This is a genomic window from Vibrio antiquarius, from assembly GCF_000024825.1.
Taxonomy (GTDB): domain Bacteria; phylum Pseudomonadota; class Gammaproteobacteria; order Enterobacterales; family Vibrionaceae; genus Vibrio; species Vibrio diabolicus.
The window spans coordinates 867,789-881,204 of the sequence record NC_013456.1; the positions used below are offsets into that span (position 1 = coordinate 867,789).

Consider the following 13,416-nt stretch of genomic DNA (forward strand, 5'->3'; position numbering starts at 1 on the left):
GTTGAAGACCTTTTTCTTTATTTGCGGTTTAGTTTCTTTATGCGGAATGCATTAATCACTGATAGCTAAGTAATTTACATCAACCACTTCCACCAGATAAATACAGCCAAGAAGCCAAACAAGTAAATCAAACCTGCAATCGACAACCACTTCAATTTAGGTCCAACAGCCAAAGGTTCAGGTAACTCGGTTTTGCTCACTAATGTGTAATTTAGCAGAGCAAAGAATGGCGTGGTCATAAAGGCGAGGATCATCGCAAAGTTCAGCATAGGCAATAACGCAGAAGCCCAGAAAACCACAATACCTAATGCAAGTAAGGAGACTACCAGCATGATCGCTGAAGTGGTTTTAGGGTTAGTGTCTGGTTGCGAGCGCAGTAGGCGTTGAGAGTCAGAAATAACGCGTGAGTAGCCATCAATAACGGTAATCGTGCTGCCAAAGATACAGAAAAACGCAATTACCGCGATTAAGTAACGAGACCATTCGCCAATTGTTGCCGCATATAAGCCAACCAATTGGTGGGAGAAGCCAACGCCTGAGTTTTCAAGTGCAACGCCAGAACCATAGAGCATCAAAGAACCTAACGATACAAAGATAATGGCAAGAAAAGCCGTGCCAATATAACCGACATTAAAGTCAAATAGAGCAGAGCGGTATGTTACTTCTTGCTGGCTTGATTGGCGTTTTAACCACGCAGAGGTCAAGCAGGAGATCTCTATCGGTGCAGGCATCCACCCCATTGTTACGACGATAAAGCCAATTGCCGCAATAGACCAAGGTGACGGTGGATCGAAGTTGGTCACTTGCTCAACAGGGTTACCAAAAGCGATAGAAACGGCAAGTAAAGTCGCGATGGTTAACACCGACATGATCACCTTAGATAACGTATCGAGCGCTTTGTAATGGCCCGCAAATAATATGATCAGGCAGGTGACAATCACAATGATACTGAGTGATGCCATTGATAGTGAAAACGGAATGAAGTAGCCCAGCAAGCTAGCGCTAAACATCAACAAAGCGGCGGTATTGATGACGGCTGAGACCACGCTCAGAAATAGAAATAGCCATAGATAAGACCGACCTAATTTCGCGTAGCCCTCAACCAAGGTGAGCCCTGTCCCCATGGTGTACTGTACGCCCGCTCGGAAAAAAGGGTATTTAAACAGGTTTACGAGCAGAATCAGCGCCGCCAATTGCCAGCCATAAATCGCACCAGCTTTGGTTGAGGCGACGAGGTGAGAGCCACCCACCGCAGCAGATGCCATTAATATGCCGGGGCCTAGCGAACGAAAAAATAAGGAAAGTTTGGATTGGGATTTATCTATAACGGCGGAGTCCATTGCTTATTGTCCTTTTTATCTTATGTATCTTTCTAAAGAGATACATACCGCAGTACATGACAAGCTGAGCGCTCGCCCTATACTGCGCAACGGTAATGTCTTTTAAATGCTGTGTTTTGATGTATTTATTTTAAGTATTCTTTGCGAATATCATGTTGTGTGCATCTAGCACTCTATTCAGTTATGCGTCTTGTTGTCAAACTAAATTTACAACGTGCTATTTTTAGTTTTTATGCTAAAGGATTGACTTTGTTTTATTGGTTTGAACTTTTTTTCAGAACCCTGCATTTGGGTGCTATTTGGGTATATAATCGCGGCGTTTTTATTTTGTAGAGATCTCCCATGGCAATGCTTGAATATACCCCTCCCACCGATCCTTGGGTCGATATCGTTTTTGAGGATGACGACATTCTGGCAGTGAATAAGCCATCAGGGTTGCTGTCTGTTCCTGGTCGCCTTGCAGAGCATTACGACAGCATGTGGAGCCGCCTCAAGGAAGTGCATCCAGAAATCCAAGTAGTGCATCGCTTGGATATGTCGACATCAGGGCTGATGCTGCTGGCGAAAAACAAACCTTCGGAGCGAGCATTAAAAAAGCAGTTCCAATATCGTCTCACCCACAAGGTGTATTACGCACGTGTTTGGGGGCATGTTGAGCCGCAAGAAGGGAATATTGACCTTCCATTAATTTGTGATTGGCCAAATCGTCCGCGACAAAAAGTATGCTTCGACGACGGCAAGCCATCTCAAACTTTATTCCAAGTGGTGAAGCGTGAAGTGCACTCTGATGGCACCCATACGACCGTTGTGCGACTACTGCCCATTACTGGTCGATCGCATCAGTTACGCGTGCATTTGATGGCGATTGGTCATGCGATTGTGGGTGATGAGTTTTATGCAACTGAAGAGGCGTATCAGTTTTCAGAACGTTTAGAGTTGCACGCTGCGGAGCTAAGTTTTTATCACCCAGCCACGGATCAGCTGAGCAGTATTTTTGTACCCTGTGACTTTTATCCTGAAGCTGAGGCGATGATCTTTAACTATTTTTCGCCAGAACGTACATTGCCTGATTATAAAACGTTGCCACACCCTTAACGCCAATTGCACTCAACAACGGTTCTTTCTAGTTCGCTATTTCGTTACTGTGGTTGATGTATCCTGTCTTTCAGCCGTGAACAAGGAGTTGTTATGTCTTTGCCGACCATCGTATTTTTGGACCGAGCGACCATCCCAGAACATATTGAGATCCCACGACCTAGCTTTCAGCACCACTGGCGTGAGTACGACTTAACCGCGCCAGAGCAGGTAATAGAAAGGTTAGCAGATGCAGATATCGTGATTAGCAATAAAGTCCTGCTTGACCAAAATATATTAGAGCAACTACCACAATTGCGGATGATCGCGGTTGCCGCGACTGGTTTTAATAACGTCGATGTGGACTACTGTGCTAAGCATGATATTGCGGTTGCCAATGTACGTGGTTACGCGACGCGTTCGGTGCCTGAGCACGTGATTGCGATGCTGTTTGCTTTACGCCGAAATTTATTTGGTTACCATCAAGATATTGCCGCTGGCGAATGGCAGCGTAATAAGCAGTTCTGCTTTTTTACGCACCCAATCGGGGATATAGGTGGTAGCACGTTAGGTGTTGTTGGTAGTGGGGCGCTGGGGCAAGCGACGGCGAATCTAGCTCAAGCGTTAGGAATGACCGTGTTGTTTTCTGAGCGTAAAGGGGCGGCAGAATGTCGACCTGGTTATGTGCCGTTTGAGGAAGTGTTAAAACGTTCTGATGCGTTGACTTTGCACTGTCCGCTCAACGAGCATACTCAGAATTTAATTGGTCAAGCAGAGTTGCAACAAATGAAGCCCAACGCCATTCTAATTAATACGGGGCGTGGAGGCTTGGTGAATGAGGAAGCGCTGGTGGATGCCCTAAAACAGGGAGAAATTGCTGCGGCTGGCTTTGATGTTTTTACACAAGAACCAGCAGATGAGAGCAATCCGCTGATTGCCAATATGGGTTTACCTAATTTGTTACTTACACCGCATGTTGCATGGGGCAGCGACTCATCGATTCAACGTTTAGTGGAAATCTTGATTGAGAACATTAACGCTTTCGAGCGCGGAGAGCGTATTAATCGCTTGGTGTAACGCTGACATTTAAGTAAAAGATAAAAAAGCAGACATCATGTCTGCTTTTTTCGTTAATTGAATGCTCGTTGGAATCGAACCGTCTAATTAAAACTCTTCTTCGTTCAGACCTTTTAGGATCTGGAAGATTTCGCGGTACGCTTTTGCTGGTTTCCCAGCCTTTTTCTCTTTCGCTGCTTGGCGAGCCAATTGGCGTAGACGCTGACGATCCGCCTCTGGGTACATTTCCATTACGTCATCAATGGCTTTGTCGCCTTCTTCTACCACGCGATCACGCAGAGCTTCAAGCTTGTGGAATACCGCCGTTAATTGAGAGTGCTTGTTACGAATCTTATCCAACGCCGCTTGGATTGGCTCTGGATCTTCATAACGCATCAACTTACCAATACGTTGTAATTGGCGACGACGTGCTTCGTTTTTAAAGCGTTGTGCGTCTGCAATTGCTTCTCGCAGGTCTTCGCTCAATGGAAACTTTTCGAGAACTGCAGGTTTGAGGCCGACAAGCTCCTCACCTAGCTTTTGCAGTTCTTCCATGTCTCGCTTCATCTCGGATTTGCTTACCCAGATGATCTCTTCTTCTGGTTCCCATGGCGCTTTTTGATTCTTACGTGCCATTTCAGTTGCCTGTGTTTTGATTAATATTATGACTATTTTAACAAGAATCGTGGGGAGAAAGCGAAATTCTTGTTATCCTATTGTTCATCAAAGACAAGATGTGAAAGACAATGGATATTAAACAGCAGGTTGCTGAGCAACGTACCGAGCTAGAGCAAGCCGTCGCAAGAGCCTTAAAGCTTGCATCGGCAAAATCTGACGCCGCCGAAGTCGCAATTACCAAAAGCACTGGTTTAAGTGTATCTACTCGCATGGGCGAGGTAGAAAATGTCGAGTTCAACAGCGATGGTGCGCTGGGCATTACCGTTTACCGAGGTCAACGTAAAGGCAGTGCTTCCACGTCTGATTTAAGTGAAGCTGCTATCGAGCAAACCGTTATTGCGGCGCTGGATATTGCGCATTACACATCTGAAGATCCATTTGCAGGGCCCGCAGCCAAAGAATACATGGTGCAAGAGATCCCTGAGCTTGATCTTTTCCACCCAGACGCCCCTGATCCCGATTATGCTGCCGATGTGGCGATCGCCGCTGAGAAAGAAGCGTTAAGTTATAACAGTGCAATCAAGCAAAGTGATGGCGCGAGTTATGATAGCCACTACGGTGTAAAAGTGTATGGTAACAGCCATGGCTTATTAGCAAGCTATGCGTCTAGCCGCCACAGTACCAGCTGTTGTGTGATTGGCGTTGGTCAAAATGGCGAAATGGAGCGTGATTACAGCTACACAGTGGCACGTCATCGCGATGACTTATGGACACCAGAAACAGTGGGTCGTAAGGCGGCAGAGAATACGATTAACCGCTTAGATGCGCAGCGCTTAAAGACAGGTAAATACCCAATCATGTTTGCCGCTGATGTTGCAACTGGCTTGATTGGCCATCTCGTTATGGCGATCAGCGGTGGTAACCTGTACCGAAAATCTTCTTTCTTACTTGACCATCTAGGCAAACAAGTGCTTCCTGAATGGTTCAATATCTCAGAACGTCCGCATGTATTGCGTGGTTTGGCGTCAAGCCCATTCGATAGCGAAGGCGTATATACTCAAGACCGTGAGATCATTACTGACGGTGTGCTAGCAACTTATCTGTTAACCAGTTATGCCGCACGTAAAATGAAGATGGCGCCGACAGGTCACGCTGGTGGCATCCATAACTGGTACGTGAAATCGACGGGTCAAAACTTCGAACAAATGCTTAAAGAGCTCGGCACTGGTTTGTTAGTGACAGAAGTGATGGGGCAAGGCGTGAACGTGGTAACAGGTGATTACTCTCGCGGTGCTGCAGGCTTCTGGGTTGAGAACGGTGAAATCCAATACCCAGTATCGGAAATTACCATCGCTGGTAATCTGAAGGACATGTTCAATAAGATTGTTGCCGTAGGTAGCGACGTTGAAACGCGCTCGCAAATTCAAACGGGTTCAATCTTACTGGATGCGATGAAAGTTGCAGGTGAGTAAGCTTTCCTAATTCAGAATTAAAAAAGCCTGATGTGTTCATCAGGCTTTTTAGTTTTTGCAGTTAGGTAATCAGTATTGTGGCAAGCCCTAAGAATACTGATAAACCAATTACATCCGTTACGGTCGTTAACGCCATACCACCAGCTAAAGCTGGGTCGATGTTCATTTTCTTTAAGAGGATTGGAATCGTTACTCCGGCAACCCCAGCGACCAATAAGTTAGTCAGCATCGCGGCGGAAATGATTCCTCCTAGCATCCAGTTACCTTTCCAAGCGACAACAATGCCGCCAATAATCAGCGCCCACATGATGCCGTTGAGTAAACCGATCGAGGCTTCTTTCATCAACAGTTCTCGTTTGTTCGAGTCACCGATATGACCAAGAGCAAGACCACGAATCACTAGTGCGACGGTTTGGTTACCAGCGACACCACCCATGGAAGGAACAATCGTCATCAATACGGCAATGGCCGCCATCTGGTCTAGCGTGGCTTCAAACATGTTAGAAACAGAAGCGGCAGCTAGTGCGGCCAACACGTTGGCCCCAAGCCAGATACTGCGTTTGCGAGCTGATTTTACAACGGGTGCGAAGGTATCTTCGTCATCGTCCATACCTGCCATACTCATCATCGAGTGTTCGGCATCTTCACGGATAACGTCAACTACGTCATCGATAGTGATACGGCCAACGAGATGCTGATTCTCGTCTACGACAGGAGCAGAGACCCAGTTACGACGTTCGAACAGACTAGCAACATCTGAATCACTGGTATCGACAGTGATCGCTTCGTCAGCATCTTCCATGATGTCGACAATTTTGACATCAGGCTGGGTCGTGATCAGCAGAGTAATGGGTAGTTCACCAATCAGTTTGCTTTCTTCATCAATGACATAAAGTGCATCCGTTGCTTCTGGTAGTTCACCTTTCATACGCAGATAACGTAAAACCACGTCCACATCTACGTCACCACGAATCGTGATAACGTCGGTGTTCATCAGTCCACCTGCAGTGTCTTCTGGGTAGGACAGGGCGGTTTCGACACGCAGACGGTCAGAGGAGTCCATTTGCGACAGGACTTCGCGTGACAGGTTGTCTGGCAAGCTACGCAGTACATAAGCCACGTCATCGGTATCCATGCCTTCTGTCGCTTCTGCAAGCGCTTCTGGTGCCATTTTGGATACGAGACTATCTTTGACGTCTTCGTTCAGTTCGTCGAGGATTTCACCGTAGTCTTCAGGGTCGGTGAGTTGCCAGAGAACTTCACGGCTTTTGCGTGGAGAGGCTTCTAAAAGGTGAGCGATATCCTCAGGTTCCATGTCCTGTAACTGACGACGAACATGGACGAAGCGGCCATTTTCTAGCGCTTCTGTGACTTCTTGGAGGGCTTGGTGAGCTTGGTCGAATTCAATTTGCTCTGCCATTCATTCCTCCCAATTCCTGATATTTACAATGCGTTGAATAATAACTTAATTCTAGGCGCCTTTTAATAACAACTTATGATACTAAGCAAATTTATTTATTGGAGCAGTGAGGGGAAGGAGAGTGAGAGGTAATAAAAAAGCGAGTAAATTACTCGCCTTCATCAAATTTATCTTCGATTAAGTGGCAAACGGCATCCAGTGCTTCTTCTGCTTGCTCACCCGCAGCGTGGATTGTGACGTACTGTCCTTGAGCAGACTCAAGCATTAATAAACCCATTACGCTGTCTGCTGTGGCGGTTTTGTCTTCTTCATTGTCGATAGTGATGACCGCTTCAAAGCTCTGGGCCAGTTCGACCAGTTTGACGGCTGCGCGAGCATGTAAGCCAAGGCGATTTTGAATCAATACTTTACGACTTAACTCCACAGCTACTCCTTAGTGTTTTTCTCTAGTGAGGTATGACGAATTTGCACTTGGTGTCCTTTATTGGCGAAGTACTCACCGATTTGCTGAGTTAAGTACACCGAACGATGTTTACCTCCGGTACAACCTATTGCAACGGTCAAATAGCTGCGGTTATTTTTCTCGAGCAGAGGTAACCAATTCTCTATAAAGTTTTCAATTTGGTATTTCAAACTTAACACCGATTGGTGCTGCTCCAAAAATGCGGCGATAGGGGCATCCAAACCCGTAAGTGGGCGCAACGCTGGTTCCCAATGTGGGTTGGGCAAGAAGCGAACGTCGAATACGTAATCGGCATCGGAAGGCAGGCCATATTTGAAGCCAAAAGACTCAAATACCATAACAAGCCCTTTGCGATCTCTGCCTTCAACACGCATACGCACGGTTTCACTCAACTCATGCAAAGATTGTCCGCTGCTGTTCAGTACAAGATCGGCATGCGCTTTAAGTGGTGTTAAAATTTCTTTCTCACGCTCGATGGCTTGGTCAAGGGAGAGAGAGGTGCCACCTAAAGATAAAGGGTGGATTCGGCGTGTTTCGCTGTAGCGTTTGAGTAGCGTTTCCTTATTGGCGTCCAAGAAAAGCACGGTCACATCAAGCTCTGTTTTCAACTGCTCCAGTGTACCAGTCAGTTCTTTTAGCTTTTTAGGGATATTGCGAATATCAATGCTTACCGCAACATTCTGCTTGCTGTCAGCAACAGAGTGAACAAATGCGTCCAGCAAATTCACTGGGAGGTTATCAACACAGTAATAACCTAAGTCTTCCAGTACGCGCAGCGCAATACTCTTACCGGCACCTGAGTGCCCGCTAACCACGATTAGTCGCATGATGTCCGTCCTGCTTATTGGTGAATCATGATGTCGTAAAGTTCTTCATCACTCTGAGCATTGCGCAGTAGTTTCAATACTTGCTTATCGCTCAGACGTTCTGCCATAGAGGATAGAGTCTTGAGGTGCTCTTTGCACTGTTCTTCTGGTACAAGGAGCGCAAAAAGAAGGTCGACAGGTCGATTATCAATCGCATCGAATTCAATTGCTTCATCACATTGCAGCAAGACAGCAATAGCCTTGTCGCTCGATTGCATTCTAGCGTGTGGGATCGCAATACCGTTTCCGATACCAGTACTGCCCATTTTCTCTCTGTTGAGCATGCACTCGAACAGTTCGGTAGAATCTTGGCCCGTTTGATCAGCCACGATGCGGCTGATCATTTCAAGGGCGCGTTTTTTACTCGTGCAGTGGACCGCACTCTTGGTGCAGTCCAATGACAGTATTTCGCTCAGTTGCATGATTAATGACTGTTTAGTTTTTCTTTGTGCTTATTGAGTTGGCGAACCAATTTATCTACCAGCGAATCGATCGCGGCATACATATTTTCGTCATCAGCTGATGCGTGGATTTCGCCTTGATTTATATGAAGCGTAGCTTCCGCGATTTGAGTGATTTTTTCAACTTTTAGTACAACATGTACTTGATTGATATGGTCGAAGAACCTTTCGAGCTTCTGAAACTTAGAATTTACATAGTCTTGCATTGAATCGGTAAGATCAACGTGATGGCCTTGAATATTGATTTGCATAGACTTTCCTTTTCAGTTAGTGCCTTATAATAGGCGTTTACGCTGACTTGAAGGGGCAATTCCCAAGGATTCTCGATATTTGGCTATCGTACGTCTTGCGACCTGAATCCCTTGGTCAGCCAGAAGAGCAGCAATCTTGCTATCACTCAATGGCTTAGCAGTATTCTCTGCTGCGACCAGTTTTTTAATGAGTGCGCGAATTGCTGTTGACGAACATTCTCCGCCGTTGTCAGTACTAACATGGCTAGAGAAGAAGTACTTCAATTCAAAAATGCCACGTGGTGTATGCATGAATTTTTGTGTTGTTACACGAGAAATCGTGGATTCATGCATGTCCACTGCCAAGGCTACATCATTTAGTACCATTGGCTTCATGGCTTCCTCACCATACTCGAAGAAATCTTGTTGATGTTCAACAATACATCTTGCAACTTTGAGTAGCGTCTCGTTTCTACTCTCTAAGCTCTTAATTAACCATTTTGCCTCTTGCAAATTGCTGCGGATGTACTGGCTATCCGCGCTATTGCCTTTGCCTAATTGAGCATATTGTTGATTAACTTTTAATTTTGGAACGCTATCTGGGTTGATAGAAACAGTCCATTTGCCGTTGTCTTTAAAAACGGACACATCTGGAATTACGTACTCGGTATCATCCGGTGTGATACGGCTACCGGGACGAGGATCTAACTGCTGGATAAGTTTGAGGACTTCACGGAGATCGGCTTCTTTCAGCTTAGTCTCTTTGATGACGAGCTTGTAATCACGGTTCCCCAGGTGATCAATATGATCCGCAAGAATCATTTTGGCTTCAGCAAGCCATGGCGTGTCTTCTGGGAAAGTCGCCAGCTGTAGCAGTAGGCACTCTTGTAAGTTGCGTGATGCCACACCGAGCGGATCGAACTGCTGAATACGTTTACGAACGGCTTCTACTTCGTCTAACTCAATCTCTTCGTTATCGAAGCTCTCATGAATTTCTTCAGGAGATAGGGTTAGGTAACCGTAGTCGTCAACAGCGTCAATAATCGCTAATGCAATCGTACGATCGGTTTCACTGAATGGTGTCAGGTCAAGCTGCCACATTAGGTAGTCATGCAATGATTCCGTGGTTTCGCCTTGGTAGACGGGCATATCATCGTCAAGAGCTAAGCCAGTGCTACCGGTATTCGCGCTGTAGACGTCATCCCAAGTGGTATCGATTTCAAGTTCAGAGCTGATCTCTGACTTCTCAATTACGTCTGAACTGTCTGGAACGTCAATGTCTGCTGGTTCGTTAGCACTGTTGCTATCAGCAGCCTCGACCGCTGATTTATCTTCACCGTTTGCTACAGGCTCATCTTGGCCTTCTTCAACTTCCAATAATGGGTTTGAATCCAAGGCTTCTTGGATTTCCTGTTGAAGATCGAGTGTCGACAGTTGCAGTAAGCGAATCGCTTGTTGCAACTGTGGCGTCATGGCTAACTGTTGACCTAGCTTGAGTTGTAATGAAGGTTTCATTCAGTGTTACTTACCTTGTAATGCTCAGAATCTTACCGTTCCTAATATAATCATAGACGGAATTGTTCGCCGAGATAAACTTGTTTCACCTGTTCATTATTGAGAACTTCTGCCGGAGTTCCCGATGCAATTAGGTGCCCTTGGCTTACGATATAGGCTTTTTCGCATACGTCCAGTGTTTCACGCACGTTATGGTCAGTGATTAACACTCCGAGGCCGCGATCGCGTAGATGCTCGATGATTTTCTTGATGTCATTAACCGAGATTGGGTCAACACCAGCGAAAGGTTCATCCAACAAAATGAATTGAGGGTTGGCTGCTAAAGCGCGAGCGATCTCCACTCTGCGTCGCTCACCCCCTGATAGTGCCATACCTGCACTGGTTCTGATGTGCTGAATGTGGAATTCTTCCAACAAATCTTCCAGCTTATCTTGGCGCTCTTCACGTGTCATTTCTTGACGAGTTTCGAGTACGGCCATGATGTTATCTTCCACCGACAGCTTACGGAAAATCGACGCTTCTTGCGGAAGGTAGCCAATCCCGAGACGCGAACGACTGTGCATCGGCAGAATACTGATGTCTTTATCATCAATGGTGATGGTGCCTTCATCTCGTGGCACCAAGCCGACAATCATATAAAACGAGGTGGTTTTACCTGCGCCGTTTGGGCCTAGCAGCCCAACAATCTGACCAGATTCAACTTCCAAGCTAACATCGGTTACGACTTTGCGCTTTTTGTAGCTTTTCGCCAAGTTTTTCGCACTCAGTACTGCCATATTAGTTCTCTATCTGATTGGGTTGCAAAATGGTCGTAACGCGCTCTTCCTTAGAGCTATCAGCGACTAGCTTTTGTTTACCAATTTGGTAACGAATCGAAGAACCTTTGATGGTGTTGTTGTCTTGTGCCAGTTGCGCTTGACCTTTCATGGTCAATTCGTCTGTAGAAATACGGTAATCCAGCTCCACAGCTTGACCACTCAGTGTCTTACCATCGTCCATCAGCTGAGAAAACTTCGCAGGTTTACCAAATGCTTGAATCTGTTTGATGGCTTCGGTTTTAGGATCGCGCGTTACCACGATTCTATCAGCATCGATATTGATGCTACCTTGCTTAAGAGATACATCGCCTTTAAAGATAACCTGGTTACTCTTCATATCCACCTGTTGGGTGTCAGAGTTAATGTAAACCGGTTGTTGAGTATCCGACTTAAGTGCCAGCGCTTGAGGCGCCGCCAATACCAGTGCCAGTAGGCTAAGGTGTAACGGTTTCATATCGACCTTGAACTTCGTCTGTCAGAGTTGCGGTATGCTGCTTTAAGTTGCCTTGCATTGCGCCTCCAGTAGTTTCAAATTGTGGCCCAACCAACATGACCTGTTGATCGGCTTTAAAATCACGATTGGTTAGATTAATGACTAACTTGTCTGTTGCCATGGTATCAAAGCTCGCACCAGGCAGAAGATTTTGCATTAAGACCTTGTCATATAACGTTAAGACTTGGTCTTCATCTAACACGGCTCTTGTGGCCGTCACCTTCCATTCAATGACGCTACCTTCACGGTAAACCATCAAAGTCGGGTTATTAAAAATGGTATCTCCACTCTTAGCATAATGGTCTAAGTTCGTGGAGCGGATGATGTAACTGCGGACACCATCTTCACCATAGGTGATGTTTTCCAGTCCAGTACCACTGAACATGGGCAGTTCAGAATCTGGTGCTACTTGAATTGCGTCGTTGCCTTTTGGGGTCAGTAGGTAATAACCGCACCATGCGACAACGAAGATCAAGAGCAAATAAATAAGGCGAGTAAAACTCATATAATGAAGGCCTATCGTTTAGCTCAGTACTTCCCTGACCATTGCCTTTATTTGTGTAATAAATGATTTAAATGTTTGTGCTGATATTACATCACGCCAGCTTTTAGTAAATCGTGCATGTTCAGTGCACCCACAATTTTTTCGTCTTTACATAAAATCAGAGCGTTAATATTTTTATTCTGCATCAAGTTCAAACCTTCAACCGCTAGCATATCAGGGTGCGCTGTGGTTGGATTTGTCGTCATGACTTCGCCAATCGCGGTCGTATGAATATCAATGCGTTTGTCTAAGGTGCGACGTAAATCACCATCGGTGAATATACCAAGCATAGCATCGTGTTCATCGACGATAGCGGTCATGCCTAGCCCTTTTTCTGAAATTTCAAGCAGGGCATCACGAATCAATGCGTTTGGAGAAACTTTAGGTAACGCTTCTCCAAAGTGCATAATATCAGACAACTTAAGCAGCAGTTTTCTCCCTAACGCGCCACCTGGATGAGACAGGGCAAAATCTTCGGCAGAAAAACCACGCGCTTGAAGTAGGGCTACGGCTAATGCGTCTCCCATTACTAATGTGGCCGTGGTACTGCTGGTCGGTGCCAACCCTAGTGGGCAAGCTTCTTGAGGTACCGTGATTTGCAGGTGCAAGTCAGACAGTTTTGCCATATTGGATTCTGGCTTGCCTGTCATGCTAATTATCTTGATGTTCAGGCGTTTTAATACCGGAAATAGAGACAGAATTTCGTTTGACTCACCAGAGTTAGAAATTGCGAGCACAATATCTCCAGGGCTGATCATGCCCAAGTCGCCATGTGCTGCTTCGCCAGGGTGAACGAAAAACGCAGAAGTCCCCGTGCTTGCCAGAGTCGCAGCAATCTTGTTACCAATGTGGCCTGACTTGCCAATACCCATAACGACTACTTTGCCGCTGTTGGAAAGGATCAGTTCGCACGCTTTCTCAAATTGATCATCAAAGTAGGTATCCAGCTCTTGCAGAGCAGCAACTTCGATATCAAGAACTTGTTTAGCAGCAGCGCGAAAATCAAATTGATTGGACATATCAGTTCTCTACTTATTTATCGTGGT

General features: G+C 45.9%; 15 protein-coding genes. 3 read left to right on the top strand and 12 right to left on the bottom strand.

The window, feature by feature from the left end; genetic code table 11:
- Positions 1–74: 74 nt before the first annotated feature.
- Positions 75–1,340, bottom strand: a complete 1,266-nt coding sequence (locus VEA_RS04100; protein WP_006742348.1) for an NRAMP family divalent metal transporter — start codon at positions 1,338–1,340, stop codon at positions 75–77.
- A 342-nt stretch (positions 1,341–1,682) separates the two neighbouring features.
- Here VEA_RS04100 and VEA_RS04105 point away from each other — a divergent pair, with 342 nt between their 5' ends.
- The gene (locus VEA_RS04105; RefSeq protein WP_006742349.1) at positions 1,683–2,435 is read left to right on the top strand and encodes a pseudouridine synthase; all 753 of its coding nucleotides are present in this window, start codon (positions 1,683–1,685) and stop codon (positions 2,433–2,435) included.
- A 93-nt stretch (positions 2,436–2,528) separates the two neighbouring features.
- Positions 2,529–3,491, top strand: coding sequence for a D-2-hydroxyacid dehydrogenase (locus tag VEA_RS04110; protein WP_006742350.1), 963 nt, complete (start codon positions 2,529–2,531; stop codon positions 3,489–3,491).
- A gap of 87 nt (positions 3,492–3,578) precedes the next feature.
- Here the strand turns inward: VEA_RS04110 and yjgA are convergent, their stop codons facing one another.
- Positions 3,579–4,106, bottom strand: a complete 528-nt coding sequence (gene yjgA / locus VEA_RS04115) for a ribosome biogenesis factor YjgA (protein ID WP_005396253.1) — start codon at positions 4,104–4,106, stop codon at positions 3,579–3,581.
- 110 nt (positions 4,107–4,216) lie between these two features.
- On the opposite strand from yjgA, the gene pmbA reads away from it, so the two are divergent.
- Entirely contained in the window at positions 4,217–5,560 is a 1,344-nt protein-coding gene (gene pmbA, locus VEA_RS04120; RefSeq protein WP_006742351.1) for a metalloprotease PmbA, read from the top strand.
- A 61-nt stretch (positions 5,561–5,621) separates the two neighbouring features.
- Here the strand turns inward: pmbA and mgtE are convergent, their stop codons facing one another.
- The 10 genes from mgtE to kdsD form a co-directional block, all read right to left on the bottom strand.
- Entirely contained in the window at positions 5,622–6,980 is a 1,359-nt protein-coding gene (gene mgtE / locus VEA_RS04125; protein WP_006742352.1) for a magnesium transporter, read from the bottom strand.
- Between the two features lie 148 nt (positions 6,981–7,128).
- A complete protein-coding gene (locus VEA_RS04130) occupies positions 7,129–7,404 on the bottom strand; it encodes an HPr family phosphocarrier protein (RefSeq protein ID WP_005396244.1) in 276 nt (91 codons plus the stop codon).
- 2 nt (positions 7,405–7,406) lie between these two features.
- Positions 7,407–8,270: an RNase adapter RapZ gene (rapZ, locus tag VEA_RS04135; protein ID WP_006742353.1), complete on the bottom strand. Its 864-nt coding sequence runs from the start codon at positions 8,268–8,270 to the stop codon at positions 7,407–7,409.
- 14 nt (positions 8,271–8,284) lie between these two features.
- Positions 8,285–8,731: a PTS IIA-like nitrogen regulatory protein PtsN gene (ptsN, locus tag VEA_RS04140; RefSeq protein ID WP_005381116.1), complete on the bottom strand. Its 447-nt coding sequence runs from the start codon at positions 8,729–8,731 to the stop codon at positions 8,285–8,287.
- Positions 8,732–8,733: 2 nt separating this feature from the next.
- On the bottom strand, positions 8,734–9,021 hold the full coding sequence (hpf, locus tag VEA_RS04145; protein WP_005381114.1) for a ribosome hibernation promoting factor: 288 nt from the start codon (positions 9,019–9,021) through the stop codon (positions 8,734–8,736).
- Between the two features lie 24 nt (positions 9,022–9,045).
- Positions 9,046–10,515 (bottom strand): RNA polymerase factor sigma-54, encoded by a 1,470-nt coding sequence (locus VEA_RS04150; RefSeq protein ID WP_006742354.1) that lies wholly within the window; start codon positions 10,513–10,515, stop codon positions 9,046–9,048.
- A 50-nt stretch (positions 10,516–10,565) separates the two neighbouring features.
- On the bottom strand, positions 10,566–11,291 hold the full coding sequence (gene lptB / locus VEA_RS04155; RefSeq protein WP_005396240.1) for an LPS export ABC transporter ATP-binding protein: 726 nt from the start codon (positions 11,289–11,291) through the stop codon (positions 10,566–10,568).
- A gap of 1 nt (position 11,292) precedes the next feature.
- Positions 11,293–11,787, bottom strand: coding sequence for a lipopolysaccharide transport periplasmic protein LptA (gene lptA / locus VEA_RS04160; protein ID WP_005396239.1), 495 nt, complete (start codon positions 11,785–11,787; stop codon positions 11,293–11,295).
- Positions 11,768–12,331 (bottom strand): LPS export ABC transporter periplasmic protein LptC, encoded by a 564-nt coding sequence (gene lptC / locus VEA_RS04165; RefSeq protein WP_005396238.1) that lies wholly within the window; start codon positions 12,329–12,331, stop codon positions 11,768–11,770. Before lptC ends, lptA begins: the two co-directional genes overlap by 20 nt.
- Positions 12,332–12,417: 86 nt before the next feature.
- The gene (gene kdsD / locus VEA_RS04170; protein ID WP_005396237.1) at positions 12,418–13,389 is read right to left on the bottom strand and encodes an arabinose-5-phosphate isomerase KdsD; all 972 of its coding nucleotides are present in this window, start codon (positions 13,387–13,389) and stop codon (positions 12,418–12,420) included.
- Positions 13,390–13,416 lie beyond the last annotated feature (27 nt).

Coding starts and splice junctions, on each gene's coding strand:
- VEA_RS04100 (WP_006742348.1), bottom strand. CDS start 1,340: ATGGACTCCGCCGTTATAGATAAATCCCAATCCAAACTTTCCTTATTT.
- VEA_RS04105 (WP_006742349.1), top strand. CDS start 1,683: ATGGCAATGCTTGAATATACCCCTCCCACCGATCCTTGGGTCGATATC.
- VEA_RS04110 (WP_006742350.1), top strand. CDS start 2,529: ATGTCTTTGCCGACCATCGTATTTTTGGACCGAGCGACCATCCCAGAA.
- yjgA (WP_005396253.1), bottom strand. CDS start 4,106: ATGGCACGTAAGAATCAAAAAGCGCCATGGGAACCAGAAGAAGAGATC.
- pmbA (WP_006742351.1), top strand. CDS start 4,217: ATGGATATTAAACAGCAGGTTGCTGAGCAACGTACCGAGCTAGAGCAA.
- mgtE (WP_006742352.1), bottom strand. CDS start 6,980: ATGGCAGAGCAAATTGAATTCGACCAAGCTCACCAAGCCCTCCAAGAA.
- rapZ (WP_006742353.1), bottom strand. CDS start 8,270: ATGCGACTAATCGTGGTTAGCGGGCACTCAGGTGCCGGTAAGAGTATT.
- ptsN (WP_005381116.1), bottom strand. CDS start 8,731: ATGCAACTGAGCGAAATACTGTCATTGGACTGCACCAAGAGTGCGGTC.
- hpf (WP_005381114.1), bottom strand. CDS start 9,021: ATGCAAATCAATATTCAAGGCCATCACGTTGATCTTACCGATTCAATG.
- VEA_RS04150 (WP_006742354.1), bottom strand. CDS start 10,515: ATGAAACCTTCATTACAACTCAAGCTAGGTCAACAGTTAGCCATGACG.
- lptB (WP_005396240.1), bottom strand. CDS start 11,291: ATGGCAGTACTGAGTGCGAAAAACTTGGCGAAAAGCTACAAAAAGCGC.
- lptA (WP_005396239.1), bottom strand. CDS start 11,787: ATGAAACCGTTACACCTTAGCCTACTGGCACTGGTATTGGCGGCGCCT.
- lptC (WP_005396238.1), bottom strand. CDS start 12,331: ATGAGTTTTACTCGCCTTATTTATTTGCTCTTGATCTTCGTTGTCGCA.
- kdsD (WP_005396237.1), bottom strand. CDS start 13,389: ATGTCCAATCAATTTGATTTTCGCGCTGCTGCTAAACAAGTTCTTGAT.